The 25,547-nt window shown below is 41.3% G+C and carries 29 protein-coding genes and 2 pseudogenes; 10 read left to right on the top strand and 21 right to left on the bottom strand.

The features are described 5' to 3' along the window. Window positions 1–3: 3 nt before the first annotated feature. The 8 genes from BDD30_RS15515 to nqrM all read left to right on the top strand — a co-directional run bounded on the left by BDD30_RS15515 (window position 4) and on the right by nqrM (window position 5,975). Complete coding sequence (locus BDD30_RS15515; RefSeq protein WP_015835376.1) at window positions 4–1,242, top strand: NADH:ubiquinone reductase (Na(+)-transporting) subunit B; 1,239 nt, start codon at window positions 4–6, stop codon at window positions 1,240–1,242. Beyond that, complete coding sequence (locus BDD30_RS15510) at window positions 1,235–2,032, top strand: Na(+)-translocating NADH-quinone reductase subunit C (protein ID WP_015835375.1); 798 nt, start codon at window positions 1,235–1,237, stop codon at window positions 2,030–2,032. Before BDD30_RS15515 ends, BDD30_RS15510 begins: the two co-directional genes overlap by 8 nt. Then, window positions 2,025–2,654 (top strand): NADH:ubiquinone reductase (Na(+)-transporting) subunit D, encoded by a 630-nt coding sequence (locus BDD30_RS15505; protein WP_015835374.1) that lies wholly within the window; start codon window positions 2,025–2,027, stop codon window positions 2,652–2,654. The genes BDD30_RS15510 and BDD30_RS15505 overlap by 8 nt, the downstream gene beginning before the upstream one ends. An 8-nt stretch (window positions 2,655–2,662) precedes the next feature. Further along, on the top strand, window positions 2,663–3,259 hold the full coding sequence (nqrE, locus tag BDD30_RS15500) for an NADH:ubiquinone reductase (Na(+)-transporting) subunit E (protein WP_015835373.1): 597 nt from the start codon (window positions 2,663–2,665) through the stop codon (window positions 3,257–3,259). Window positions 3,260–3,274: 15 nt separating this feature from the next. After that, window positions 3,275–4,501, top strand: a complete 1,227-nt coding sequence (gene nqrF, locus BDD30_RS15495) for an NADH:ubiquinone reductase (Na(+)-transporting) subunit F (RefSeq protein WP_015835372.1) — start codon at window positions 3,275–3,277, stop codon at window positions 4,499–4,501. Window positions 4,502–4,581: 80 nt separating this feature from the next. Next, a complete protein-coding gene (locus tag BDD30_RS24750) occupies window positions 4,582–4,713 on the top strand; it encodes a hypothetical protein (protein ID WP_282958047.1) in 132 nt (43 codons plus the stop codon). Continuing rightward, window positions 4,706–5,734 carry an FAD:protein FMN transferase gene (locus tag BDD30_RS15490; RefSeq protein WP_015835371.1) on the top strand — a complete coding sequence of 343 codons (1,029 nt, stop codon included), beginning with the start codon at window positions 4,706–4,708 and terminating at the stop codon, window positions 5,732–5,734. Before BDD30_RS24750 ends, BDD30_RS15490 begins: the two co-directional genes overlap by 8 nt. Before the next feature lie 13 nt (window positions 5,735–5,747). Continuing rightward, window positions 5,748–5,975 carry a (Na+)-NQR maturation NqrM gene (gene nqrM, locus BDD30_RS15485; protein WP_015835370.1) on the top strand — a complete coding sequence of 76 codons (228 nt, stop codon included), beginning with the start codon at window positions 5,748–5,750 and terminating at the stop codon, window positions 5,973–5,975. 150 nt (window positions 5,976–6,125) lie between these two features. Here the strand turns inward: nqrM and BDD30_RS15480 are convergent, their stop codons facing one another. From BDD30_RS15480 to BDD30_RS15460, 5 genes are all read right to left on the bottom strand, one after another. Next, window positions 6,126–6,638: a GNAT family N-acetyltransferase gene (locus BDD30_RS15480; protein ID WP_015835369.1), complete on the bottom strand. Its 513-nt coding sequence runs from the start codon at window positions 6,636–6,638 to the stop codon at window positions 6,126–6,128. Beyond that, the gene (locus tag BDD30_RS15475) at window positions 6,628–6,912 is read right to left on the bottom strand and encodes a type II toxin-antitoxin system TacA family antitoxin (RefSeq protein WP_015835368.1); all 285 of its coding nucleotides are present in this window, start codon (window positions 6,910–6,912) and stop codon (window positions 6,628–6,630) included. The genes BDD30_RS15480 and BDD30_RS15475 overlap by 11 nt, the downstream gene beginning before the upstream one ends. 438 nt (window positions 6,913–7,350) lie before the next feature. Then, the gene (locus BDD30_RS15470; protein ID WP_071823747.1) at window positions 7,351–7,752 is read right to left on the bottom strand and encodes a DUF1240 domain-containing protein; all 402 of its coding nucleotides are present in this window, start codon (window positions 7,750–7,752) and stop codon (window positions 7,351–7,353) included. Window positions 7,753–7,789: 37 nt separating this feature from the next. Then, entirely contained in the window at window positions 7,790–8,191 is a 402-nt protein-coding gene (locus BDD30_RS15465) for a DUF1240 domain-containing protein (RefSeq protein ID WP_015835366.1), read from the bottom strand. Window positions 8,192–8,228: 37 nt separating this feature from the next. Further along, complete coding sequence (locus BDD30_RS15460; RefSeq protein ID WP_015835365.1) at window positions 8,229–8,630, bottom strand: DUF1240 domain-containing protein; 402 nt, start codon at window positions 8,628–8,630, stop codon at window positions 8,229–8,231. 26 nt (window positions 8,631–8,656) lie between these two features. On the opposite strand from BDD30_RS15460, the gene BDD30_RS23645 reads away from it, so the two are divergent. Beyond that, a complete protein-coding gene (locus tag BDD30_RS23645; RefSeq protein ID WP_015835364.1) occupies window positions 8,657–9,067 on the top strand; it encodes a hypothetical protein in 411 nt (136 codons plus the stop codon). On the opposite strand, the gene BDD30_RS15445 is transcribed toward BDD30_RS23645, so the two are convergent. The 10 genes from BDD30_RS15445 to BDD30_RS15390 form a co-directional block, all read right to left on the bottom strand. After that, on the bottom strand, window positions 9,045–9,461 hold the full coding sequence (locus BDD30_RS15445) for a hypothetical protein (RefSeq protein ID WP_015835363.1): 417 nt from the start codon (window positions 9,459–9,461) through the stop codon (window positions 9,045–9,047). The two genes, BDD30_RS23645 and BDD30_RS15445, sit on opposite strands and share 23 nt — an antisense overlap. Window positions 9,462–9,664: 203 nt before the next feature. Beyond that, window positions 9,665–9,787 carry a hypothetical protein gene (locus tag BDD30_RS24745; protein WP_282958046.1) on the bottom strand — a complete coding sequence of 41 codons (123 nt, stop codon included), beginning with the start codon at window positions 9,785–9,787 and terminating at the stop codon, window positions 9,665–9,667. Between the two features lie 1,205 nt (window positions 9,788–10,992). After that, on the bottom strand, window positions 10,993–11,730 hold the full coding sequence (locus tag BDD30_RS15425) for a class I SAM-dependent DNA methyltransferase (protein WP_015835361.1): 738 nt from the start codon (window positions 11,728–11,730) through the stop codon (window positions 10,993–10,995). A gap of 603 nt (window positions 11,731–12,333) precedes the next feature. Then, window positions 12,334–13,671, bottom strand: coding sequence for an MSMEG_0569 family flavin-dependent oxidoreductase (locus BDD30_RS15420; RefSeq protein WP_015835360.1), 1,338 nt, complete (start codon window positions 13,669–13,671; stop codon window positions 12,334–12,336). A gap of 12 nt (window positions 13,672–13,683) precedes the next feature. Beyond that, entirely contained in the window at window positions 13,684–13,974 is a 291-nt protein-coding gene (locus BDD30_RS15415) for an MSMEG_0570 family nitrogen starvation response protein (protein WP_015835359.1), read from the bottom strand. Continuing rightward, window positions 13,962–15,017, bottom strand: coding sequence for a sll0787 family AIR synthase-like protein (locus BDD30_RS15410; protein ID WP_015835358.1), 1,056 nt, complete (start codon window positions 15,015–15,017; stop codon window positions 13,962–13,964). Before BDD30_RS15410 ends, BDD30_RS15415 begins: the two co-directional genes overlap by 13 nt. Then, complete coding sequence (locus tag BDD30_RS15405) at window positions 15,014–15,577, bottom strand: MSMEG_0567/Sll0786 family nitrogen starvation N-acetyltransferase (protein ID WP_015835357.1); 564 nt, start codon at window positions 15,575–15,577, stop codon at window positions 15,014–15,016. The genes BDD30_RS15410 and BDD30_RS15405 overlap by 4 nt, the downstream gene beginning before the upstream one ends. Before the next feature lie 12 nt (window positions 15,578–15,589). Further along, window positions 15,590–16,669 carry an MSMEG_0568 family radical SAM protein gene (locus BDD30_RS15400; protein ID WP_015835356.1) on the bottom strand — a complete coding sequence of 360 codons (1,080 nt, stop codon included), beginning with the start codon at window positions 16,667–16,669 and terminating at the stop codon, window positions 15,590–15,592. Between the two features lie 23 nt (window positions 16,670–16,692). Continuing rightward, window positions 16,693–17,700 (bottom strand): Nit6803 family nitrilase, encoded by a 1,008-nt coding sequence (locus BDD30_RS15395; RefSeq protein WP_015835355.1) that lies wholly within the window; start codon window positions 17,698–17,700, stop codon window positions 16,693–16,695. A gap of 30 nt (window positions 17,701–17,730) precedes the next feature. After that, window positions 17,731–18,213 (bottom strand): MSMEG_0572/Sll0783 family nitrogen starvation response protein, encoded by a 483-nt coding sequence (locus BDD30_RS15390; RefSeq protein WP_036770581.1) that lies wholly within the window; start codon window positions 18,211–18,213, stop codon window positions 17,731–17,733. Between the two features lie 247 nt (window positions 18,214–18,460). Between BDD30_RS15390 and BDD30_RS15385 the strand changes: the two genes are divergently transcribed. After that, window positions 18,461–20,386, top strand: a complete 1,926-nt coding sequence (locus BDD30_RS15385) for a sigma 54-interacting transcriptional regulator (protein ID WP_015835353.1) — start codon at window positions 18,461–18,463, stop codon at window positions 20,384–20,386. A 42-nt stretch (window positions 20,387–20,428) separates the two neighbouring features. Here BDD30_RS15385 and nadS read toward each other — a convergent pair whose 3' ends face one another. The 6 genes and pseudogenes from nadS to BDD30_RS15355 form a co-directional block, all read right to left on the bottom strand. Further along, window positions 20,429–20,713, bottom strand: coding sequence for a NadS family protein (gene nadS / locus BDD30_RS15380; protein ID WP_041382287.1), 285 nt, complete (start codon window positions 20,711–20,713; stop codon window positions 20,429–20,431). A 1-nt stretch (window position 20,714) separates the two neighbouring features. Next, window positions 20,715–21,046 (bottom strand): annotated as a pseudogene (locus tag BDD30_RS15375) (type II toxin-antitoxin system RelE/ParE family toxin). 120 nt (window positions 21,047–21,166) lie between these two features. Next, window positions 21,167–21,679: pseudogene (locus tag BDD30_RS15370) on the bottom strand (hypothetical protein); the annotation flags it as partial. A gap of 62 nt (window positions 21,680–21,741) precedes the next feature. Continuing rightward, window positions 21,742–22,500, bottom strand: coding sequence for a hypothetical protein (locus BDD30_RS15365; RefSeq protein ID WP_041382285.1), 759 nt, complete (start codon window positions 22,498–22,500; stop codon window positions 21,742–21,744). Between the two features lie 70 nt (window positions 22,501–22,570). Continuing rightward, a complete protein-coding gene (locus tag BDD30_RS15360) occupies window positions 22,571–23,311 on the bottom strand; it encodes a hypothetical protein (protein ID WP_015835347.1) in 741 nt (246 codons plus the stop codon). Beyond that, the gene (locus tag BDD30_RS15355) at window positions 23,308–25,197 is read right to left on the bottom strand and encodes a lipase family protein (protein ID WP_015835346.1); all 1,890 of its coding nucleotides are present in this window, start codon (window positions 25,195–25,197) and stop codon (window positions 23,308–23,310) included. The genes BDD30_RS15360 and BDD30_RS15355 overlap by 4 nt, the downstream gene beginning before the upstream one ends. Window positions 25,198–25,547 lie beyond the last annotated feature (350 nt).

Raw genomic sequence — 25,547 nt, 5'->3', positions numbered from 1 at the left:
TCCATGGGCCTGAAAAACTTTTTTGAAAAAATTGAGCATTACTTTGAGCCCAGGGGCAAGTTAGCAAAATATTATCCGTTATATGAAGCGGTAACGACGATTTTTTATACACCAGGTACAGTAACTTCTGGCCGTGCCCATGTCCGTGATGCTATCGATCTAAAGCGTATGATGATCACGGTATGGTTGGCAGTATTCCCGGCAATGTTCTGGGGGATGTATAACGTTGGTCAGCAGGCGATTCCTGCGTTATATCATTTATACAGTGGTGCAGAATTACAACAACTTCTGGCATCTGATTGGCACTATCGTGTTGCTCAGTTTTTCGGTGCATCACTGACGCCAGGCGCTAGCTGGTGTAGCGAAATGTTGCTTGGCGCAACTTACTTTTTACCTATTTACATCGTTGTATTTGTGGTTGGCGGCTTCTGGGAAGTGCTGTTTGCCATGATCCGTAAACATGAAATTAACGAGGGATTTTTCGTTACCTCTATTTTGTTTGCGTTGATTGTTCCACCAACAATTCCTCTGTGGCAGGCGGCGCTGGGTATTACATTCGGTGTTGTAATTGCGAAAGAGGTCTTCGGTGGTACCGGTCGTAACTTCTTAAATCCGGCACTGGCTGGCCGTGCTTTCCTGTTTTTTGCTTATCCGGCACAAATTTCAGGTGATTTGGTATGGACTGCGGCTGATGGTTTCTCTGGTGCAACTCCGTTGTCTCAGTGGGCGGCTGGTGGTAGTCAGGGATTAGTGAACACCGTTACTGGTCAGCCTGTTACTTGGATGGATGCTTTCATTGGCAATATCCCTGGCTCTATCGGTGAAGTGTCTACTCTGATGATTTTCATTGGTGGCGCAATCATTCTGTTTACCCGTATTGCTTCATGGCGCATTGTCGCTGGGGTGATGTTGGGTATGATTGCAACTTCCTACCTATTTAATGCTATCGGTTCAGCGACTAACCCATTGTTTGCTATGCCGTGGTATTGGCATATGGTTCTGGGTGGTTTCGCTTTTGGTATGATTTTTATGGCGACAGATCCGGTATCCGCTTCATTTACCGACAAAGGTAAATGGTGGTACGGCATTCTGATTGGTGTGATGTGCGTTCTTATCAGGGTCGTTAATCCAGCATATCCAGAAGGTATGATGCTGGCGATTCTGTTCGCAAACCTGTTTGCGCCATTGTTTGATTATCTGGTAGTGCAAGCCAATATTAAGCGGAGAAAAGCCCGTGGCTAATGATAAACCAAAAAATAATGACAGCATCGGCAGAACGTTTATTGTTGTTTTTGTGCTATGTCTCGTTTGCTCAATTGTTGTGGCAGGTTCTGCGGTAGGCTTGAAATCTCAGCAACAGGAACAAAAACTGCTGGATAAACAGCGTAATATTCTCGATGTTGCTGGCTTATTGAAACCTCAAATGAGCGCTGATGAAGTTAAAGAAACATTCAAAAGCCGAATTAAAACCGAGTTATTGAATCTGGAAACGGCAACGCTTGAAAGCAGTCAGGGTAAGTTTAACCTGAACGATGCGTTGCGCAGTGATGATACCAGTATCGCATTACCCCCTGAGAAGGATCTGGCGAAAATACGCCGTCGTGCCAACATGGCTGAGGTCTATTTGGTGAAGAATGAGCAGGGTAAAACTCGCGAAATCGTTCTGCCTATTTATGGTTCTGGTCTGTGGTCTGTCATGTATGCCTTTATCTCCGTTGATGTAGACGGTAAGACGGCTCGTGGTATCACCTATTATTCGCACGGTGAAACACCGGGGCTGGGTGGTGAAGTTGATAATCCACAATGGCGTAAGCAGTGGATAGGTAAAAAACTGTATAACGATGAAGGTAATCCGGCGCTCAAAATTGTCCGCGGCGGCGCTGCTACTGATGATTCTTATGGTGTTGATGGCCTGTCTGGTGCGACGCTGACCTCTAACGGTGTGCAGAATATGTTTAATTTCTGGTTAGGGGACAACGGCTTTGGTCCGTTCCTGAAAAAAGTACGCGAAGGAGCGTTGAAAGATGGCTGATAGTAAAGAAATAAAACGAGTCCTTCTTGGGCCACTATTGGATAATAACCCGATTGCATTACAGGTTCTGGGGATCTGTTCAGCGCTGGCTGTAACAACCAAACTGGAAACCGCATTGGTGATGACTATGGCGGTCACGTTGGTTACCGCGTTTTCCAGCTTTTTTATCTCACTGATCCGTCATTACATCCCTGGCAGTGTGCGAATCATTGTACAAATGGCAATTATTGCATCGCTGGTTATCGTCGTAGATCAGATTTTACAGGCATATGCTTATGAAATTTCCAAGCAATTGTCTGTATTTGTTGGCCTTATCATTACTAACTGTATCGTGATGGGGCGTGCAGAAGCCTATGCTATGAAATCTCCACCTATTGAAAGTTTTATGGATGGTATCGGTAATGGCTTGGGTTACGGGGTTATTTTGGTACTAGTTGGCTTCCTGCGTGAGCTATTTGGTTCCGGTAAGCTGTTTGGTATTACCGTTTTGGAATCAGTACAGAATGGGGGCTGGTATCAACCTAATGGATTATTCCTGTTAGCACCTAGCGCGTTTTTCATTATTGGTATGCTGATTTGGGGTCTGCGGACTTTGAAGCCGGCGCAGGTTGAGAAGGAATAACTGACAATATGGAACATTATATTAGCCTGTTTGTCCGCGCTGTCTTTATTGAAAATATGGCGTTGGCTTTCTTCCTTGGAATGTGTACTTTCCTGGCGGTATCGAAAAATGTAGCGACAGCGTTCGGTCTGGGCATCGCTGTAACAGTGGTGCTGGGGATCTCTGTTCCTGCCAATAATTTGGTGTATAACCTGGTCTTGCGTGATGGCGCATTGGTTGAAGGGGTTGACCTTAGCTTCCTGAACTTTATTACCTTTATCGGAGTGATTGCGGCGTTGGTGCAGATTTTGGAAATGATCCTGGATCGCTATTTTCCATCACTCTATAACGCTCTTGGCATTTTCTTACCACTGATTACCGTTAACTGTGCGATTTTCGGTGGTGTTTCTTTCATGGCACAACGTGACTATAACTTTTCTGAATCCATCGTGTATGGCTTCGGTTCAGGTATAGGTTGGATGCTGGCAATTGTTCTGTTGGCTTCTATCCGTGAAAAGATGAAATACGCTGATGTTCCGGCTGGTTTGAAAGGGTTGGGGATCACCTTTATCACTACGGGTTTAATGGCATTGGGCTTTATGTCTTTCTCCGGTGTGCAGCTATAAGGGCGAGAAGAGTTCATGGATATAATAATTTTAGGCGTAGTGATGTTTACCCTAATTGTGTTGGTACTAACGGCCCTAATTTTGTTCGCAAAATCAAAGTTAGTTAACACTGGGGATATTAAAGTTGAAGTTAATGGTGATCCGGAAAAGAGCTTTACGGCTCCAGCCGGCGATAAATTGCTAAATATGTTATCAAGTCAGGGTATTTTTGTATCCTCGGCTTGTGGTGGTGGTGGCTCTTGTGGTCAATGCCGCGTAAAAATTAAAGATGGTGGTGGCGATATTCTGCCGACGGAGCTTTCTCATATTAATAAGCGTGAAGCAAAGGAAGGTTGTCGTTTGGCTTGTCAGGTCAATGTAAAACAGAACCTGAAAATCGACCTGCCAGAAGAGATATTTGGTGTTAAGAAATGGGAATGTGAAGTTATCTCCAATGATAACAAGGCAACTTTCATTAAGGAGTTGAAATTAAAGATCCCTGATGGGGAAGTTGTGCCTTTCCGTGCAGGTGGTTATATTCAGATTGAAGCTCAGCCACATATTGCACGTTACGCGGATTATGATGTGCCGCAGGAATACCGTGAAGACTGGGATAAATTTAATTTGTTCCGTTTCGTTTCTGAGGTGAAAGCGCCAGCAGTTCGTGCTTATTCAATGGCAAACTACCCAGAAGAACACGGTATTATCATGCTTAATGTTCGTATTGCCACGCCGCCGCCAAGAAATTCAGAAGCCCCACCGGGAATTATGTCTTCTTATATTTGGTCACTGAAACCCGGTGATAAAGTGACTATTTCTGGTCCGTTCGGTGAATTTTTCGCAAAAGATACTGATGCAGAAATGATCTTCATCGGTGGGGGCGCAGGTATGGCACCGATGCGTTCTCATATCTTTGATCAGCTGAAGCGATTGAATTCCAAACGTAAGATTAGCTTCTGGTATGGTGCTCGTTCTAAACGTGAAATGTTCTATACAGAGGATTTTGATCAGCTAGCCGCTGAAAATGAAAACTTTACCTGGAATGTGGCTCTATCTGATGCCTTGCCTGAAGACAACTGGGATGGTTACACTGGTTTTATCCACAATGTTCTATATGAGAATTATTTGAAGGATCATCCAGCGCCTGAAGATTGTGAATTTTACATGTGTGGGCCTCCGGTCATGAATGCTGCGGTGATCAAGATGTTGAAAGATCTCGGTGTTGAAGATGAAAACATCATGTTGGATGATTTCGGTGGCTGATAAGCCATAAATATACCCTATGGATTTCAAGATGCATCGTGACGGCCAGGAAGCGAATCCCCGGGAGCATAGATAACTCTGTGACTGGGGTGAGTGAGCGCAGCCAACAAAGAGGCAGTTTGAAAGATAACGGGTATAGTTTGATTTTAATGACTGGCGCCCACAACTTTGTGGGCGCTAACAATTCGGAAAGAGTAATTAATCGTGCGTAAAAAGATAAGTAGCTGGATAGCGTTAATATTTGCAGTATTACTGCTGGCGGCATGTGATGGTCTGGAGCAGAAAAATATTCATGGGCAAACAATGGGGACTTACTATTCCATTAAATTTGTCACGGGGTCATCGGCTCCTTCGCCAGAAACACTACAAAAAGAGATTGATCGTTTGCTGGAGGAAGTTAACGACCAGATGTCGACATATCGCCCGGATTCTGAATTGAGTCGTTTTAATCAAAGTCGTGAGATTAATCGGCCATTCCCTGTATCGCCAGCGACAGCCAAAGTGGTTAAAGAAGCGATCTACATTAATAAATTAACCGATGGCGCGTTGGATGTGACAGTTGGCCCATTGGTTAATTTATGGGGGTTTGGCCCTGAAGGCCGTGTGACGAAAGCACCTTCTGCAAGTGAACTGGAAAAACGCCGTGAATGGACTGGGATTGAAAAACTGGCAGTAGAAGGCAATAACCTGATTAAAACCGTTCCAGAACTGTATGTTGATTTATCATCTATCGCTAAGGGTTATGGCGTAGATGTTGTTGCTGAATATCTGGAATCGCAGAATATTCAGGATTATATGGTTGATATTGGCGGTGAAGTTCGCACATCAGGCCATAATGGTAAAGATCTGCCGTGGCGGATTGCGATTGAAAAGCCATCTGACACTGGCATAGCACAAAATGCTCAGGAAGTGATAACGCCTGGGAATATGTCGATAGCGACTTCTGGTGATTATCGCAATTACTTTGAACAAGATGGTGTGCGCTATTCACATACGATTGACCCAAAAACGGGAAACCCTATTTCTCATAATTTAGTCTCTATTACAGTGATTGCTCCGGTTTGTATGAGCGCTGATGGGCTTTCTACCGGATTGAATGTTTTAGGGCCGGAAAAAGGGATGGAAATTGCAGAAAAGCTGAATATTCCGGTTTTTATGATTGTAAAAACGAAAACAGGTTTTGAAGAGCGTTACAGTAAAGCCTTTGAGCCATACCTACAGAAAAATCAATGAGAAGGGGAAAGAAGTGCTGAAAGTATTTATTGCAGCCTTCGTCTTTTTCCTGCTGGCTTTTGCGGGAATGTCGTTGGGCTATATGATTAAACGTAAAAGCATACAAGGGAGCTGTGGTGGTTTAAGCAGCATTGGCGTAGAGAAAGTCTGTGATTGCCCGGAACCTTGTGATGTTCGTAAAAGGCGAATGGCGCGTGAAGCGGCGCGGCAGGTTAAATTAGAAAAACATCGGATTATCTGAGTTTAACCAATCTGCGCTATTCTCCTTCCTGAATACTAATTGAGAGCAAAGCGAACTGTTAGTATTTGGGGGAGATAGGTGTAAAAAGTGGGTTGAATGGAGATTCAAGCGTTAACAGGGCGCGAAAATGATTTGAAAAGTAGCGATATGTTACATCGCATCTACCCTTTTTATCATTTCTATTGCAACAGTCATAGGCATGAACAGTTTACTCTTTGTCTGAGGAAATTCCTCAAACCCTACGTTCATATACAGTTTTTTGGCTATGTCGTTTTTAGCATCGACGATAATCATCGGGGTGGGAATAGATTTTGACGACTGCATAGCTTTTCGAATTGCATCTATAAGTAAGATTTCACCAAATCCCTGGCGTTGAAATGACTTACTTATAGCCAGGCGACCAATAAGTGCGCAATGTAGTGTTGAATGGTATTTTTTCGATATTTTTTCTGGTAGTTCGTTTAGTTCTACCGTGCATAGTGCTAGGGAATAGTATCCCTTTATTTGAGTTCCATTTTGACTACTTGTCAGGACGAATGTTCTTGATAAGTCCTTTTTATCATGTTGTCCCGATACTGCTTTCAAGTAGTTGTTTAGCGCGGGTTCACCACAGTCAAAATTGTTTCTGTCGTGTTTGTTTTTATCTAAACGTTCAATCTTCATTTGTTATTGTTTCTTTATGTCTACGCGCAGCACGAAGGAAACGTTCATTTACCTTGATTGGTTTTTCCAGTGCATGCACAAACGCCAATGCATCTTCTTGACACAATCGAATACGCATATTTTGTTCAATAAGTCTTTTTGCCTCTGCTACAGCAGCATTTGCAATAAAGCTATTTAAGCTTGCATACCCTGATAATGATAACGCTCTTTCGAGTAACTCTTTAGTCTCTGAACTCACCCTTGTAGTGATTCTTTCATTTGCTAATGTGGCCATAAGCTTTACTCCTACCGCATTGCGGTTATTAGTTCTTAATTATTAGTTCATTATAGATATCCACTACTCTCTTACACTATTTATTTGGATCTAGCGGAACATATTATTTGGTGAAATGCTAAGTTTCCTTCATTGATTAATATAACACTGTTTTAACAAAAGTCAATATTTGTGACAAAATGACGTCATTTTGTGAGGAGGAACAAGCTATACCGGGTAGAACGAAAATCATCAAGATTTGGGCAAGTAAGTCCGAGTATGCAGAGTTATTAAAGCGTATACGAAACCACATTTAGCTGAGCTGACAACTATCAAGAATGGATGTCAGATTAAATGTGACCGATTAAAACAGTGTAAAGCAAGTTTAATCGGGTATGTACAAGTTCTTTTTTATTTACCATAATTACCCTAGTTATTAAGAAATTACACACAATAATATTAATCACATAGTTTAATGTCTTTTACATAGGTATTAGGTGATGTCCAGGATATTCTTTTACATACCAGATAATTCTCGCTTTTTAGTTTATAATCTACATAAAAAGATATTGGAAAACTCAAAAAAAATGAGATGACAGTTATCATGCCAAAACAGTTAATAAAATTATCGTGATATTTTAGGCAACGACCAGTTATATTAAAGTAAATAACAAAAATCATGCTATATGAAAACAGGGGAAAAGAAAAGAATATTATAAAAATAGGACCTGAGAATATTATTTTTTCATCCATTTTGATTAAGGAGATTAAATTTTTCCCTGTCGAAAAGAAAGTAAATAACGTTAAAGTACAAATAGTAAAAGCGCCGATGATATGTATAATCTTTTTTTTATTTATCATAAACCCTCCAGTTATGAAGAAATTAAACACAATAATATTAATCACATAGTTTAATGTCTTTTACATAGGTATTAGGCGATGTCCAAGATATTCTTTTACATACCAGATAATTCTTGCTTTTTAATTTATAATCCACATAAAAAGATAGTGGAAAACTTAAAATAAATGAAGAAAAAGCTATCACAGCTGAATATTTAACATAGGTATTATGATGCTTAGGATAACGGCCAGTTATATTAACACGAATAGATAGAATCATATGATATGAAATCAAAGGAAAAGAGAAAAATATTATAAAAACAGGGCCTGAGAATGTTACTTTTTTATCCATATTAATTAAAGAAATTAAATTTTCTCCGGCCAAAAAGAAAGCGAATGACGATAAAATAAAAATAGCAAGAGCACAGATTATTGGTAAGATATTTTCCTTATTTTCCATAGTTCACCCAGTTATTAATAAATTAAACACAATAATATTAATCACATAGTTTAATATCTTTTACATAGGTATTAGGTGACATCCAGGATATTCGTTCACATACCAAATAATTCTCACTTTTTAGTTTATAATCCACATAGAAAGATAGGGGGAAACTTAAGACAAATGAAACAATAGCTATCACTAAAAAATAGTTAGTGAAACTATCGTGATGTTTTGGATAGCGATTTTTTATATTAAAGAAAATAACAGAAGCTATAAGGTATGAAAGAAAAGGAAAAGAAAAGAATATTATAAAAACAGGACCTGAGAATGTTATTTTATCATCCATGTTAATTAAAGAAATTAGATTTTCTCCTGTCAGAAATAAACCTGATAACGCTAAAATAAAAATAGCAAAAGCGCCGGTGATATGCATAATCTTTTTTTTATTTACCATAATTCACCCAGTTATGAAGAAATTGATTGAAATTAGCTTCTGGTGTTCTTGGTTTTCTCTCTATTTCTGTTTTGATCAAATTAATCACAGTTTCACTAATTTTAAATTTTTTATCCACAGTATCAAGTACATACGTCGTTAAAACACCTACAAAGAGCATTGCCCCAGCTACAGCAATTACGCTGGCACCTGCTACAAAGAAAGTTGAAAAAAAAGCACCTGTAACCCAGGAAGCAAAAGCCCCTACTGCCGCCTTAGCCAGATCTACTGCAATATTGCCTAAGAAATCAGCCAGTGTATATACCCTTCATCCTTCAAGTTGCTGCTTTGTTGGCTGCGTTCACTCACCCCAGTCACATAGTTATCTATGCTCCTGGGGATTCATTCACTTGCCGCCGCGCTGCAACTCGAAATCTATTGGGTATATTCATCCTTAAAGATATATTCAACCGTTCGATAAGCTGCGGAGAATAAGATATTGAATTTAACTCCCTTAACTATGCCACTATTTATTCCTTGCTGTCCTATCCCCATAGATATCATCTTCATGTTAGAAGCGCTGTATCTTGAAGCGGTGATGATTTTTCTAAGTCCCGCATGACCTGAAATTTTAATATATTTTTGCCCATGTTTACCAACATACTCTGTGGCTTTAATCCCCACTCTTTTAAATTCTCCTACCACATTTATAAAGTCAAAAGCGTCATGCATATTACCTGCATAGGGTGATATGGGATCGGCAACCGAAAACACTTTCTTCATAAATGGGCTTTTGGGTTTTGGAGAGTTAATATCCTCTAAAACATTTTTCGCTTCCTCTATACCCTTCATCCTTCAAGTTGCTGCTTTGTTGGCTGCGTTCACGCACCCCAGTCACATAGTTATCTATGCTCCTGGGATGCATTCACTTGCCGCCGCGCTGCAACTCGAAATCTATTGGGTATAAGGATAGTAGTGCAATATACGTTGTATTCTCATTTAACTGTTTTTCAAGACCAGTAGCATTAAAGAACTGATATTGGGGTTTTAAGTGATTAATCCCAACATGACCTGTTAGAAAATCCCCCATATAGCCTTCCCAAGAGGGTCTGTATCTTTGTATACCCGTCATCTTTCAAGTTGCCTCTTTGTTGGCTGCACTCGCTTACCCCGGTCACATAGTTATCTATGCTCCCGGGGATTCGCTCCCTGGCCGTCGCGATGCATCTTGAAATCCATAGGGTATATACCCGTCATCTTTCAAGTTGCCTCTTTGTTGGCTGCACTCGCTTACCCCGGTCACATAGTTATCTATGCTCCCGGGGATTCACTCCCTTGCCGTCGCGATGCATCTTGAAATCCATTGGGTATATACCCGTCATCTTTCAAGTTGCCTCTTTGTTGGCTGCACTCGCTCACCCCGGTCACAGAGTTATTTATGCTCCCGGGGATTCACGCCCTTGCCGTCGCGATGCATCTTGAAATCCATAGGGTATATATGTCATCGCGAAACTTCCTTTAATATTCTTAAAATCAAAAATTATCACATCGGTATTTAACGGATTGAGTTTCCAATTTGAGTATAACATCATTGTGTAAAAAAAAACCACATCGGTTATATAATAACTCAAACCCTTTACAGGCTTAATCTTTTATCATGCTTAAAACTGAGTAACAGAGCAAAGCCCCACACTTAAATCTGATTTAACCTGACGAGACGAAAATGAATTTATACCCTTCATCTTTCAAGTTGCTGCTTTGTTGGCTGCGTTCACGCACCCCAGTCACATAGTTATCTATGCTCCTGGGGATGCATTCACTTGCCGCCGCGCTGCAACTCGAAATCTATTAGGTATATAAGTATGAAAATGATAAAATAAAATGCTTTAAATTTTGTTTTCCCAACCCTCAACCTTTTCCGACAAACAAAACGATTAACTCGAACAGGTAAATAAAAGCCTCTGTGTTTTAGAAAGGAACCCCGGTATTAAAGCTATTCATCTACTTATTTATCCTTTTTTCGGAAAGAAAGGGTTGCTTTTTATTAAGTATAATCATCATGGTTTGCTTCGTAAAATAATGGCGAGAAAATACTTTAATATGAATCTATTTATATTGTGTTTTTTTCTTGCTAATTTATTTTCAATTCTTTTTTAATGAATTTATATTAAACATAATTTACTATTTGTTTGAAAATTTCATTTTTTGAATTAAATTAGCCTGTTTATATGAAAGTTTTAATCTCTTTATATTCACTCTTTTAAATGGTCAGGTTGGAGGTCTGGAAAAGTTGTCTAGCGGGATGAGGGAAATTCAAAAAAATCCCTCGATTTTCATCGGGGGATTTGTGTAGGAGAGACAGAGGATCTAGGGGATTACCTTGTTAAAACTGACAAACAAGCGCTGTATCAAGGCAATTTCGTTGATAATCATCCCAAAAACCTAGGGGATATTCCTCAATATCGCTTTTTAACAGCATTGGTTTTTGCCATCTAAATTGTTTGAACCCCGCCTTTTGAATCGCTGTTTGATACTGTTCACGACTCCAGTGATACATAGTGAAAGGGCTGGGTGGTGTGGTAAGAAATTCAGCTCTCACGAAAGTTGTGTCTTTCACGGGCTCTTTACTCAGAATTTTTATACCATAATTTTCATAATTCACTTTGTCTAATTGACAATCAGGTTCAGCGGTATATGCAATTAATTTACCGGAAGGCTTGAGATGAGCGGCAATGACACGGAACATAGTTTCAAGGTCTTCAATAGATTCTGCATGGCAGAATAACCAGGCTGCATTGACTATGTCAAATTTGCCAAATGACTCCATCTTGCAGACATTTCTTACGTGAAATTCGATATCGTCACTGTATTGTTGTGATTTGCTTTTCGCAATGGCTATCATGTTATCTGATATATCGACTCCAATGACTTTTGACGCGCCACGATTTTTGTATTCTCGACTAAAAAGACCATATCCACAGGCTAAATCTAACACTGATTTCCCGTGTATATCTCCTGCCAGATCGAAGATAGTTCTGATTTCTACTTTGATATGGGCAGCAGTATCTGAAAAATTCTCGTAAAGATGTGCAATAGGATCATATAAAGCGTCGTCTTTCATGTTTTTTATCCTTAGCTAAAGGCCAAAGTACTTTATGTATTGAAGAGATGTATTATTTATACCCTTCATCCTTCAAGTTGCTGCTTTGTTGGCTGCTTTCACTCACCCCAGTCACATAGTTATCTATGCTCCTGGGGATTCGTTCACTTGCCGCCGCGCTGCAACTTGAAATCTATTGGGTATAGTATGAATTAATAATTACTGAAAGTTTTTTTCTTATTATATATTAATACATTAGTGATGAATTAGATATGATTTTTATATTGGTTAATTCTCGGATAAATATCAGGAAATAAATATAAAATACTTATGATATTTTTTTGGAAACTATTATTCTTATAATAATGATGTCATACCATCAATTGTTGAAATGAGCGATATTCTCAGCGTTAAATAATAGAAAAATGCCAATGACCCGTCGTTGTGCCTTGTCCTTTAATGTATTCGCACCATTATGCCTTTCCTTCGTGCCGGTTTTTTCATCCTCAGGGCGGGACAGGTTTTTGAGGGGGGTCTAGGATGAGTAGAACGGCCAGAGTGATCTGTCCGTTCTACTTCACCTAAGAGAGCTTAAAAATCTTCTGTCAGGCGAAGTTAGGCGTTTCACATTTGAGATATTCTTTTATCTTTGATTGCAGATTTAGCACCTTTGATCAGAGTAGGTAGTATATGTATATTTTGCTGACTTATTTGTTGCTCAATATGTTGCACCACATAGGCGGCATCCTGATCGATCCCCAGAAAACGTCCAGAACCCCATGTATATAACCACGGCAAACCAATAAACGTGACATCCGGATCAAGGGTAATACCACGGTCATGCTCTGGATAACCATTAGCTTGAAAAATATCTAAATCAATCCATGAATAGTCTGGTCTGAAACCAATACACCAAATCACTGAAGTGATATTTTCTTTTGCTAAATCAATGTGTGTGATTTCCTGCTCAGGTTGCCAAACCGGTTGGTACACCGATGCAGGTTCATCGGCGGTAATATTGTTTTTCTCCAAATACTCATCAATCGAGGCATTAATGCGATTATAAGTGTCATCAGCACTGTCCAGGTTTTCTGATAAATTGGGTTTAAACCAGAATTGACCCTCTTTAAAATCATCAAAATGCCCGAACAGTTGCATACCTTCTAAGGCAAATTTACGTAGGTCAATATCACGTCCACCATCTCGCCCTGTAACATAGTGGTTGGTACTGTTGCGTACTTCTTCACTATAACGATGATTTTTGACCGTAGTTTCGTAATAACCCATATCAAATAGCCATTTCACCACATCTTTACCGCGATAGAAGCGAGCACAACGTGGTGCATTGCCTGTCGATAAATAGACTTTTTTGCCTGCCAGATGTAAATCTTCGGCAATCTGTGCACCAGACTGGCCTGATCCGACCACCAACACTGCACCTTCAGGTAGCTGATCCACATTTAAGTATTCTTCCGAATGCATCACTTTCACATGCTCCGGCAAGGAATCGCTTAGTTTTGGATAAATTGGGGTGTGATACCCACCCGCTGCAACGACAAGTTGTTTGGCTGTGGTTGTACCGTGATTGGTTTCAATGACAAACCCATGTGCTGCCACTTTTTTCACGTGTTCCACCTGAATATTTAAAATGGCAGGAGGATTAATTTTTTCAATAAATTCGTCAAGATATGCCACGATTTCATGTTTTTTCATAAAGCCGTCAGGATCGTTCCCTTGATAAGGATGTTCAGGCAATAGACACTGCCAGTTCGGTGTCACTAGGGTAAAATTATCCCAACGTTTACGACGCCAGCTATGGGTTAACTCGGATTCTTTTTCCAGTATCACATGGTCAATGCCTGTTTTTTGCAAATAATGACTGATACATAAACCAGCCTGACCGCCACCAACAATCACCACATCATAATTGGGTTGTAACATTTGATTTTGGATACTTAACATGGAATATCCCTCTCATTGATTCGTCATTTCAATAACTTCAATTTGATCTTCTGGACTTAGCCCGAAGAGTCTGGCTTGGCGTTTGATTAGCGCCAGATTGTCCATGGCCGAACTACAGAAAAAGCCATAACGTGCCCGTACCCTTTCCGATGCGGCATGTAGACCATTTTCAACTTGATGCAAAAATTGCATACTTGGGTAACGTTGACCAATGGACAGATATTCATAAATTACCGTTGAGGGTGAGTAATATTGAGTCAACTTCCCATCAGGCCATTTCACAGTAAAATTCACACTGGGCATAACATAGACTCCTGCTGACGTTTAGGATTACTTTGTACGGATTGAACCGGTAACTTTTTTAAAGCATCGGCATAACAAAAACCGGTAAACACCTGGCGGTTAAAATCCCAAAATATGCCGTATTGCTGTTGCTGCTGCACGGCAACTACACCACCGACATTGGTTTCACCAATCACCGTGCAGGCAATGCCCTGACGGTGAAACAGCGCGATAATTTCGTCACATTCCTTTGCATCGGCAGTCAGTAGAAAACCAAAACTGGGGAAGATTTGTAGCCATTTAAACCAATCCACATCATCAGGTTTAGGAATAGCATCCAGGTTAATATGTGCTCCCGATGCCGTAGCTTCGAGCAGCATCAACAAACTGCCTAAAATACCGGCATTGCTAATATCACGGGCGGCATGAACCAGATTTGCCTCTGCCAATTGCGGCAACAAGGCAATTTGTGACTGTAAAATGTGGTCAGACACACGCTCAAAGCATTTCCAATAAGTGGTATTGGAGTGGAATTTCCCTTGCAGATTTAAAGCAATCAGAATTTTTTGTTGTGGTTTGACATGCAATACTGAGAGCAGTTTTCGCGCTATGCCTTGAATCGCAACGGATAAAGTGGGCTGATAAACCACGCCAAGATTGGTATGTCCGCCGACCAATGGCACACCATAAGCACGACAAGCATCCTGCATACCTTGCATTAATAACTGGGCATGTTCGCTACTGGTATGCCAAAAACTATTCACTACTGACAATGCCCGGCCACCCATTGCGGCGATATCACTAATATTCGCCATGACTGCTGACCATCCTGCAAAATAAGGATGATTAGCTACAAAACTGGGTAACATGCCTTCACAGGCGTGCAATATATATTGACCATCTAGCAACACTGCCGCTGTGTCATCTCCGGGATAGGCATATAAGCTATCCAATGAGTCCACATGGCAAGTTGTATTGATTGAAACATTGTTAGCAAGCGCCTGCTTGGACTGCATAGCAGGTGTCTGTTTTAGCATTTCGAATAATTGATTGAGTTCCATCATCGTGTCTTCTTTTGCATATAGGCTTGCATCGGGACATGCGGTAATGGATAGTTTTCAATCTGTGCTTGCATCAATACATGTGGAATGTTGGCAATGGTTAACTGACGCAAACTATCCCAACACAACCTTTGGAAATAGTGTTCATTTTGACTTTGCACGGTGGCTAAAAAAGTACGGCATCCCAAGTTCTTGGCGGTCGATACCGCGGTATTGATTAACGCTTTACCAATGATGTGGCGACGTCGATATAAAGGTTCTACACATAAACGCCCGCCATACCACGTCTGTTTGCCATCTGGAAAAATCCGTACCGCACCAATTACTCGGTCATGCTCACCAAACATTTTCCCAATGGCAACAATGCCTAATGCTTTAACATCATATTCGTCACGATCTTCTTTTAAGATTTTTTGTTCATCGCGAAAGGTCATTTCACGTAAACGATAATATTGGCGACGCTCCCAGTCTTCCGACACAATTTTGATAGCAATATCATCGCTAATAAATTGTTTTGGCTCTTCATTTAGCTCAGGTAACCAAGGATAGTGCGAAAGTTTCATATCACATTCTCCTTATTCATATGCTTTTAGCGAAGAACAAGCGCCACATTTGGCGCAGCCTGCTTGAGTCTTTTCTGAGTTCAAACCATGTTGTTTGAGTTGCTGCCCAATTTTCGGGTAGAGCGACTGCATAAAAGCTTGATCAGGTTTAGGGTGATGCTCTAATGGCGTACCTCGAATTGGCACAAACGGTACTACAAACGGATATACCCCAATTTCCGTCAGTTTGGCGGTCATCTCCACGATTTCCAGCTCGGTGTCGCCCAAACCGGCCAAAATGTAGGTACTGACCTGTCCTCGACCGAACACCGCGACGGCTGCCTCAAATGCCGCGAAATATTTTTCCAACGATACTTCGGCTTTGCCTGGCATAATTTTCTGCCGTACACGTTCGCTTACCGCCTCAAGGTGCATGCCAATCGACACCGCTCCGGCATCTTTTAGACGTTGAAACCATGCAAAATCATCAGGTGGTTCACACTGTACCTGTATCGGCAAATCTACTTGTGCCTTAATCGCTTTAACGGAGTCATATAAAATTTTGGTGCCACGATCTCCCGTGTTTGGTGTACCTGTGGTGATCACCATTTGCTTGACGCCATCTAGCTCAACGGCGGCTTTTGCTACCTCCGCCAATTGTTCCGGGCGTTTACGGGGCAAGGTTCGCCCCTCTTTTAAAGACTGATCAATCGAGCAAAATTGGCAGGCTGTTGCCTTATCCTTCATACGAATACAATGCTGTAACACCGTTGTCGCCAACACATCACGGCTGTGTAAGGTCGCAATTTGTTCGTAGGCAATGCCTTCTGCGGTTTTTAAATCGTAAAAACGTGGTCGTGCAGGTGCAGTTAAGGTTGCCACGGGAATCCGGTTTTTAAAGACAATCACCTTGTCAGAGTGCGGTTCTGGCTTTGCGGTATAGGGAGAATCTTGTGCTGCAAGGTTCAGCACAGGAATCATCATGGTCTGCCCGTCAAGGCTTAGCGCCTTATGATCGCTTGGTCCTGCGCCGCCTTTACGGGCCAAGCCAAACTCGCCTTCCCATTTCAGGCCATTACATTGCAAATCGGTCAGTAGTTGTATTGCAGACATTTTTAACCCCCTATCGATTGGGTTTACATCAATGTGGTTTCGACATGTTCTTTATTAAATGTTGAGAGCTTTTCGAGATGACTTTGATCTGATGGTTCAACTTTCAGTTCGTGTAATACATGTGTTGGACGACGATCAATCAATAAGCTGAGCAATTCAGGGCGGCTGTAATGTCCAATCGAGTCCATCATGCGTTTGCGTTTATCAATCAGGCTGAAGTCCAGATCGGCAATGCAATAACCTTCCCCTTGTGTGATCGGTTCAGCCAGGAGTTTGCCTTCGGGAGAAATAATGGCGGCAAAACATCCGCCTGAAATTGGACCGATATCACAGCCAGTATCCTGCATAATTTGCTGTTGCTGTTCGGGATGCAGCCATGCGGTGGCGTTGACCACAAAACAACCGGACTCCAAAGCATGGTGTTGAATGGTGGCGCGGATTTGATCGGCAAAGACTTGCCCTACCAACGAACCAGGAAACATGGCAGCATGAATTTGCTCACCATCTGCCATTAAGGCAAAACGGGCTAACGGGTTGTAATGTTCCCAACATGCCAGCGAACCAATACGTCCCACTACAGAATCAATGGCACGTAAACCACTGCCATCACCTTGCCCCCACACCATTCGTTCATGATAAGTTGGGGTAATTTTGCGGCGATGCTGAATGATTGAACCGTCGGCATTAAATAATAGTTGCGCGTTATAAATCGTACTGCCCGCCCGTTCATTAATGCCAATCGACACTACCATACTGGCCTTAAGACAGGCTTGACCAATCGCTAAGGTTGCTTCGGAAGGTACAACCACCGATTCATCTAACAGCTTTAAATGTTCTTTGCCCATGGCAAATGGTGGCTGTACAAAGGAAAAATAAGGGTAATAAGGCACGACGGTTTCAGGAAAGACGGCAAATTTTACCCCTTGTTTTCCAAGCTCTAAAATAATGTCACAGATTTTTTTTACCGTTGCGGCCTGACTATAAAGCACCGGACTACATTGCACTGCGGCAGCTTTAACGATTCGTTTCATAACCTTATCCCCCTTATAGTTTATGTTTACTTAGGCAGTCCAGGTATCAATGATTAAGGCATTGTCGCGACGCATCAGCAGCTTTAAATCCATCACATCCAATGGATTAATTGGACGAATTCCCGGAATAAGCGCTTTTTCGGTTTGACCATAAAATGCCTGTAACGCAAAACGGCAGGCATAGACTTCGCCACCTTCTGCCATAAAAGCTTTCAACTGATTGTTGACGGCTAAATGACCTGGGAAAGCTTCTGCTCCTAAAGTTGGAAAACCACGTTGTACACCCAACTGTACGCCTGGGCCGTAAAGCAAAATTTTGGTTTCAAAGCCTTTGCGCAACAGACGCTTTGCCTGTAACACATTGACCAAGCCAATTGATCCTTCAAATGCAACGGTATGGAAAGTCACTAATGCCTTTTCACCTGGCTGTGCTTTGACGTCCTCAAATACTTTTTCTTCGTAATCAACGAGAAAATCGCCGTCTTTATATTGTTCGATATCAATCTTTGGCATAACCAACTCCTAGTTCAATGTTATTTGGGAATGAACCAACATGTAGTCTGTCTGTACTATTGCGAGATATTATTGCGAGAGTTGTGCCAAGTTATATTTTGGAGCGGAAGTTAATTCTTATCATTTTGAAAAATATCATTTAATTTTTATGAAAATATTTTCCGTGGATATAAATTGAACTATTAGGGAATTGGGATTTTTCGTAGTATTATGAAATTCCATAGCTTCAATTATGAAATTTCATAGTATGAATACGACTGATTTTATCTCGGACTGGGTAGTTTTTGAAGATTCGATTCGCCCGTTGGTGTTTGAACACACGTCACAGGCATTAATTGTATTGGACCCACATCAAAACCAGTTTATTGATGTGAATATTAGCGCCACCCAATTATTACGATATGAACGTCATGAAATTATTCAAAAGACGGTAACTTCCATTTTTGGTCATTCCAGACAATTGCCATATCTTGTGGCATTTACTGAAGAAGCTTTGGCAAAAGGTCGGGCTTGGAACAATAAGCTGTATGTTTTTGATAAAAATGGTGAAAAAATCCAGTTGGATATTACTTCCATTTCATTGCCCTATAAAAATAAAACTTTGCTGATATGGTCGCTAGTAGATGTTAAAGAGTTAGAACTACGCCAATTCAATAAAAATGCCGATGAAGTTATCCTCAGAGAATTAAAAGAATCGCAAGCCTTACAAGAGTTATTTATTGATTCTGACACAGGCAAGCATTTATTGCTGAGTTCAGTCGGTGACGGTATTTATAGTATCAACAAACAAGGTTTGTGTACCTTTATTAACCCTGTTGGGGCTAAAATGTTGGGGCTGCAACCAGAAGATGTATTGAGTGACAATATCCATAGGATTCATCACCATACTCATGAAAATGGCGAACCCTATCCTGAAGAAGAGTGCCCGATTTATGCAGCGGTACATGATGGTATTGTACATGAAGGTATTCAGGAAATTTTTTGGCGCCGTGACGGCAGTTGCTTTCCAGTAGAATTTACCAGTACCCCAGTGATTTGTGACGGTGAAATTATTGGCGCGGTAGTGGTGTTCCGTGATATTACCGATCGGCTGAATACTGAAAGACAACTGACCCATGCTCTTGAAGAATTACAAGATTTAAAAAGCCGACTGGAACAGCAAAATGAATATCTGCAAGAAGAAATTTTACAGGAAAATAAATACCATGAAATTATTGGTAGCAGTGCATCCATTTTGCAGATTATTGAAAAAATCAAGGTGGTCGCTCCAACCGATGCCAACGTGATGATTTATGGTGAATCAGGTACAGGCAAGGAACTGATTGCCCGTGCCATTCATCAATCCAGTCACCGTCAACAGCAACCGCTTATTCGGGTCAACTGTGCTGCTATTCCTTCTGAACTGTTTGAAAGTGAATTTTTTGGACATGTCAAAGGGGCATTTACTGGAGCGGTGCGTGATCGTGCCGGGCGTTTTGAATTGGCAGATCAGGGCACATTGTTTTTAGATGAAATTGGCGAAATTCCTGTTGAGTTACAAAGTAAATTACTGCGTGTATTGCAGGAAGGCACTTTTGAGCGGGTCGGCGAAGAAAAGACGCGGCATGTGAATGTGCGGATTATTGCCGCCACCAATCGCAATTTAAAAGAAGAAGTTAAACACAAACGCTTTCGTGAAGACCTGTATTTCCGTTTAAATGTATTCCCGATTTATTCACCTGCCTTACGTGACCGTAAAGAAGATATTCCGCTGTTAGTTACACACTTTACTAAATTGATTTGTGACAAGCGTAAAATTAATTATCTACCATTTTCACAAAAGCATATTTTAGAACTACAGCAATATGACTGGCCTGGCAATATTCGTGAGTTGCAAAATGTCATTGAACGCGCACTAATTACAGCTAAACATGGTGCTGTTTCCTTTAAATATTTGTTAGAACAAGATCAACAGCAAAATGAAACTATACATCAGAATATTCATAATGAACTTCAACAAATCGAAAATGTGCTGACCATGCAACAACTGAAAGACTTGGAAATTAAAAATTTCTCTCTTGCCGTTAAACAATGTAAGGGGAAAATTTTTGGTGATGGCGGCGCAGCAAAATTGTTGGGAATGAACCCAACAACATTGATCTCACGCTTAAAGAAATTGGGGATTGATTATTAAAAATCTCATCAGTTTGGGAGAATCTACCAGCACACTAGCTAATCAATGCGTCGCCAGAACCTTATAGAAATTAGGGTTATCTTGGATGATAGCTAACACCTTTGCCGCTAGTCCTGTCGGATTTCGACGCTTCTGCTCCCAGCTTTTAATTGTATCAAGGCTAGTGCCCAAAGCTTCCGCCATCTCTGCCTGTGAAATGTTAAGTTGAGCACGGATAGCTTTAACATCGGCAACTTCGTATCGGGTCACACGTGCTGCGGTTTTATTACCTTGTTTAATTTCAACTGCTGCTTCGAGGGATGCTTTCAACTCGTCAAAAAAACTCATATTACACCTCATCTTTTAGTAATTTTGTTAGTTTTTTCAGTTCTGCTTTCTCGGCATCCGTTAAGCTATCTTTTTTACTTTTCGGATAAACCATCACCAGATAGATGATATCTTCAGTCGCTAGAAGATAGATAACTCTGGCACTACCGCTTTTTCCCTGTGAGCCTATAGCCATTCTGATTTTACGTAACCCTCCAGTACCACGGATTAGATCACCTTTATCTGGTGACTCGATAAGCTCTCGTTGCAGTTCTTTAAGTCATCATCAGTGGCAATCTCTTTTATCTGTCGGGTAAAAATACTAGTTTCGATAAACTTTATCGCATGACTCACTGGAAAACCTCCTTTATATTGGAGTACATGGTACTCCTTTGATTCTAAAGTTACCAGCATGACTTATAAATTTATTCCATATCTTTAAATGAAACCTGTCAGAGGTTATTGGAAATCCTTTAATTCCAAAACAGGGTAAATAACCGGGCTGAAATCTATGGTATTCAATGCCGCTGTTTCGCTAGGGCTTGTTCGAACCGCATCGTTGATAAATGCAGTTAAACCTGTTCCTCCTCCTCCTCCATCGTATAGAACAGCATCTTTCACCAAGTGGCTAACATCGGTATAACTCACTGTCACAAAAGCCGGGTCAATTTTCCATTTACACCTGCCCCCGCCATTAAAGGGTAACCTCGCCTGAAAGTAACCCGTTTGCGGATCTGCCTTCACATCCAGACGCAATCCGTGATGGGTCGGCACCTTATAAGACGATATATCCGCATGCCACTGAGATTTAAGACAGTCTTTTGATGTATACACAGCGGACACATAGGGTTTTGTATATTTCGGCGCAACTCCTTCCACTGTTATCCACTGATTATCCTTCGGGGGCGAAAGCGGCTCATTCGGATCTGCACAACTCGATATGCATATGACTAACAATACCGGAAGGTATTTTTTTGTATTTATCATGGTAGATTGTCCTCAATATCTACAGCGTTATCTATATGAGTGTCAAGGTCATCTTTCCCCGCTTATTTTGCTGGCGGTTTTGGTGCCGTTATTTTCCAGTAATCTATTGATTGCCGATTCAGATCAATTCGCCCATTGGGATATTCAACCCACTCGCCCTTGCCGTCAGTCACGGTAATTTTCGGCATTTTGGTTTCATCCAGTTTAGGTTTAAAGGTAATTTTCCATTCGGCTCCCGGCGTTAATTTTAGTCTGAAAGGAAATGAATCGACCACACCTTGTAGGAAAATTCTGTTTGGACGACCTTCAACCACTTTCAAAACAGGGTAAATAACTGGGCTGAAATCTATAATATTTAATGCTTGAGTCTCAGACGCTTCAGAATAATTTGTTCGCGCTGCATCGTTGATAAATGCAGTTAAACCTGTTCCTACATACGGTACAGCATTTTTCACCAAATGGCTGACATCGGTATAGCTCACTGACACAAAGGCTCGGTCAATTTTCCATTTGCACCAACCTCCTCCATTGAAAGGCAACTTCGCCTGAAAGTAACCCGTTTGGGGATCGGCCTTTACATCCAAACGTAACCCGTGATAGGACGGCACCTTATAAAGAGACATATCCGCATGCCACTGAGATTTAAGACAGTCTTTTGATATATACACAGCAGACACATACGGTTCTGTATGTTTTGGCACCACTCCTTCCACTGTTATCCACTGATTATCCTTCGGGGGCGAAAGTGGTTCATTCGGATCTGCACAGCCCGATATGAATATGACTAACAATACCGGGAAGTATTTTTTTGTATTTATCATGATTAGCGCTCTCAATCCCCATAGAGTTATTGGTGTAGCATGTTAAAGCCAAATTGCCAGTTGGATAACGCTATTTTATTTTCCAATAGTCAATAGAATCTCTGTTAATATCCACCCGACCATCAGGATATTCAACTCTTGAAGGTTCTTTACCGGCAGGAATAATAATTTTTGGCATCTTAGTTTCATCTAATTTGGGCTTATAGATAATTTTCCATTCCGCTCCTGGAGTTAACTTCAATCTAAAGGGACGCATGCCTAATTCACCCCGTGGGAATATTCTATTTGGACTCCCATAGACTACTTGCAAAACAGGGTAAATAACAGGACTGTAATTTATGATATTAAATGCTTCGGTTTCGCTAAGATATGTCTGGGCCGCATCATTGATAAACACAGTTAAACCTGTCCCCTCAGCTCCTGCATCCTGAACAGCATCTTTCATCAGATGGCTGACATCGGTATAACCTACGCTCACAAAAGCCCGGTTGATTTTCCATTTGCACCTATCCCCGCCATTGAAAGGTAATTTCGCCTGAAAGTAACCGGTTTGCGGATCAGCTTTCACATTCAAACGCAATCCATTATAAGTCGGCACCTTATAAGGCGACATATCCGCATGCAACTGATATTCAAGACAATCTTTCGAGATGTATTCTGCCGACACATAGGGTTTTGTATATTTCGGCGCCACCCCTTCCACTGTTATCCACTGATTATCCTTCGGGGGCGAAAGTGGTTCATTCGGATCTGCACAGCCCGATATGAATATGACTAACAATACCGGAAGGTATTTTTTTGTATTTATCATGGTAGATTGTCCTCAATCCCAACAGCATTTTCTGCATACCGCGTTAAAGCCAATAAGCCTTGTTTATCCTGTTGAGTGCAAATTAACGCTTGTTTCAACTGGTGATCCATCTGTAAAAACAAGGTATCGCGCTGTCGAATATCCGCAACAATATCGGTCCTTTCACACAATGTTTTTTCAAATAATTGTTCCTGATCGCGGAAAAAATGATATTTCTCCGGCGCAACCAGTTCTGCTAATCGTGCACCAACGTAACGGGCATATTTCAGCGAACTGTGATCAGGAAAACCCAGTGCATCTTTTAAAGTAGGGTTTTCATTCAGCGGAAACCATTTAGCCTTATCTGCCTCACTGATTTGTTGAAAAAATCTTTTCTGAATATTCCCAGCCTCTTTCAGATTATTTTCTGTTTCAGGGTTGAGTGATGGAATTAAATATAATTTTGTTTTAGTGGGTAAGGTAGTTCTGAGCCGTACATGATTACTTGGGTTTCGCTCTTCCAGCCATTCAATGACCAGAGTGATTTTGCAAAAATGGACTATTTTTCCATGATGCAGATAAATTTCCCCGCTGTCAGTAAAATCCAGCAACTCAACGGGAGTGAACAAATAGCCTAACGGTCCCCAACAATTATAAAGCCAGTTATCCAAGCTTTTTTCTGGCGGTACGGCAGGGACCGGATCATCTTCATTCACATGGCGGTAGTGGGTAATAGCAGCCAGTTCCTGTACTGCACTGCGCGTTAAGGTTCGCGGCATCCCATAGCTGTAAAGACAAGGATTATGTTCTTTCAGTTGTGCACTATGCAACAATGCCAGTGCACCTCCTAAACTGTGGCCGCAAATAAATAACTTTCTTCTTTTAGCCAGCCGAATGATATCATTGAATACTTCTTGAGTTGTATCACTAGGAACCTTTAACTGTTCAACCAGACTGAATGCCTGCCAAAACCCTTTATGCACTTTACCGCTGTGAGTAAACCCGCTACACAGAGCTTTTTCATCACAATCCAATCCTAAAGGTTGGTATGTAGCATCAGTAATAGCATCCGTCATGTTAGTTGTGCCCCGCCAACTGACGATTACATCACACTGGCTGGCCGCATAAAACAGCTGGGTATTACCCTGCTTATTATCTCCGGCTTTTGAATTAATAAACTCCACCCGGGTATAACGTTCACTAAACGGTACATCATAAACAATTGGGGTTGCCGACAATGTCTCTACCTTATTGGGCAGTTTCGAAACATCCACCATCTGCCGGTTAAAAAAGTGAGGCACTGAGCCTTCTACGTTGATATCCCCGCCCGCATAAGCCAATACGCTCATCAAACACTGGTTATAGGCATTCACAATGGAATACTCTTTCTGATGATGTAACAGTAAAACCCAGGCCCGGAAGGGACACACTTCCAGTACATACCGTCGATTTAGCGGACGGACTTCATAACCTTTTGGCTCTGGGTCCGGGAAATGATAGGGAGGTGGAATTTTTTTAGGATCATTCCAGTCATCAAGCACCGGCAAACCATCACTAATTTGCCCTATCGTCACATAACGGTATTGGTGACCTTCCGCTTCGGCTTTTGGTTTCACCACCGATGCCTCTTCACCGCGTTTTTCCCGTAACGGATGTCTCTCCATCTCATTCGCCAGTTCCTGAGCACCGATATACAGCGTTACTGGATGCGGTGGGAAAGTTTCTTCCCGGATCATACCAAAACCATCTGTTACCCCCCGACGTTCATCTCGCGGATTTCCCCGACTTCTCAACCGGTAAGGCATATTCACGATCGGCTCGCCTTGCTCATCCACTAGCTGGAACTCTATCCAGTGTTTCAGAATATTCGCACAGTCTATACAATCCAATGGACCTAATTTACTCATCAATATCACGCCTCTTTCTTTGAATTACGATTACACCCAAAAACACAAGCGGTTCTCATTCCCGTCAACACAGGTAAATAATGATGACAGTCAATCGAATGACCCCGCTGTTATTCTCGGTTCATCTCCGTAGATACGAAGAACAGATAATTAGGATTATTAGGATAGAAAACATTAGGATTCACCCTGTGACATAACAGGGCGATAATCCATTGTTCATTTTTTATCCTTAATGTATTTAAATAGAGTTGGCAGATAACTCTTGTCAAGTTATTTTCTAGTCATCAATAGCATTACCGCTGATATTCATTCGACTCTCAGGATATTCAATCTCTGAGGGAGCTTAGCCG

Origin of the sequence: Photorhabdus asymbiotica, assembly GCF_003634575.1 — a bacterium.
Lineage (GTDB): Bacteria > Pseudomonadota > Gammaproteobacteria > Enterobacterales > Enterobacteriaceae > Photorhabdus > Photorhabdus asymbiotica.
This window is presented reverse-complemented; position numbering and strand designations above follow the sequence as displayed.

Bases quoted from the DNA above. Each gene is read 5' to 3' on its own strand.
- BDD30_RS15390 (WP_036770581.1), bottom strand. From the start codon at position 18,213: ATGCCAAAGATTGATATCGAACAATATAAAGACGGCGATTTTCTCGTT.
- BDD30_RS15475 (WP_015835368.1), bottom strand. From the start codon at position 6,912: ATGGCCACATTAGCAAATGAAAGAATCACTACAAGGGTGAGTTCAGAG.
- BDD30_RS15405 (WP_015835357.1), bottom strand. From the start codon at position 15,577: ATGAAACTTTCGCACTATCCTTGGTTACCTGAGCTAAATGAAGAGCCA.
- BDD30_RS15460 (WP_015835365.1), bottom strand. From the start codon at position 8,630: ATGGTAAATAAAAAAAAGATTATGCATATCACCGGCGCTTTTGCTATT.
- BDD30_RS15425 (WP_015835361.1), bottom strand. From the start codon at position 11,730: ATGAAAGACGACGCTTTATATGATCCTATTGCACATCTTTACGAGAAT.
- BDD30_RS15415 (WP_015835359.1), bottom strand. From the start codon at position 13,974: ATGCCCAGTGTGAATTTTACTGTGAAATGGCCTGATGGGAAGTTGACT.
- nqrF (WP_015835372.1), top strand. From the start codon at position 3,275: ATGGATATAATAATTTTAGGCGTAGTGATGTTTACCCTAATTGTGTTG.
- BDD30_RS15465 (WP_015835366.1), bottom strand. From the start codon at position 8,191: ATGGAAAATAAGGAAAATATCTTACCAATAATCTGTGCTCTTGCTATT.
- BDD30_RS15420 (WP_015835360.1), bottom strand. From the start codon at position 13,671: ATGTTAAGTATCCAAAATCAAATGTTACAACCCAATTATGATGTGGTG.
- BDD30_RS15360 (WP_015835347.1), bottom strand. From the start codon at position 23,311: ATGATAAATACAAAAAAATACCTTCCGGTATTGTTAGTCATATTCATA.
- BDD30_RS15395 (WP_015835355.1), bottom strand. From the start codon at position 17,700: ATGAAACGAATCGTTAAAGCTGCCGCAGTGCAATGTAGTCCGGTGCTT.
- nqrE (WP_015835373.1), top strand. From the start codon at position 2,663: ATGGAACATTATATTAGCCTGTTTGTCCGCGCTGTCTTTATTGAAAAT.
- BDD30_RS15365 (WP_041382285.1), bottom strand. From the start codon at position 22,500: ATGATAAATACAAAAAAATACTTCCCGGTATTGTTAGTCATATTCATA.
- BDD30_RS15445 (WP_015835363.1), bottom strand. From the start codon at position 9,461: ATGAAGGGTATAGAGGAAGCGAAAAATGTTTTAGAGGATATTAACTCT.
- BDD30_RS15470 (WP_071823747.1), bottom strand. From the start codon at position 7,752: ATGATAAATAAAAAAAAGATTATACATATCATCGGCGCTTTTACTATT.
- BDD30_RS15480 (WP_015835369.1), bottom strand. From the start codon at position 6,638: ATGAAGATTGAACGTTTAGATAAAAACAAACACGACAGAAACAATTTT.
- BDD30_RS15385 (WP_015835353.1), top strand. From the start codon at position 18,461: ATGAATACGACTGATTTTATCTCGGACTGGGTAGTTTTTGAAGATTCG.
- BDD30_RS15400 (WP_015835356.1), bottom strand. From the start codon at position 16,669: ATGTCTGCAATACAACTACTGACCGATTTGCAATGTAATGGCCTGAAA.
- BDD30_RS15505 (WP_015835374.1), top strand. From the start codon at position 2,025: ATGGCTGATAGTAAAGAAATAAAACGAGTCCTTCTTGGGCCACTATTG.
- BDD30_RS15355 (WP_015835346.1), bottom strand. From the start codon at position 25,197: ATGAGTAAATTAGGTCCATTGGATTGTATAGACTGTGCGAATATTCTG.
- nadS (WP_041382287.1), bottom strand. From the start codon at position 20,713: ATGAGTTTTTTTGACGAGTTGAAAGCATCCCTCGAAGCAGCAGTTGAA.
- BDD30_RS15410 (WP_015835358.1), bottom strand. From the start codon at position 15,017: ATGATGGAACTCAATCAATTATTCGAAATGCTAAAACAGACACCTGCT.
- BDD30_RS15515 (WP_015835376.1), top strand. From the start codon at position 4: ATGGGCCTGAAAAACTTTTTTGAAAAAATTGAGCATTACTTTGAGCCC.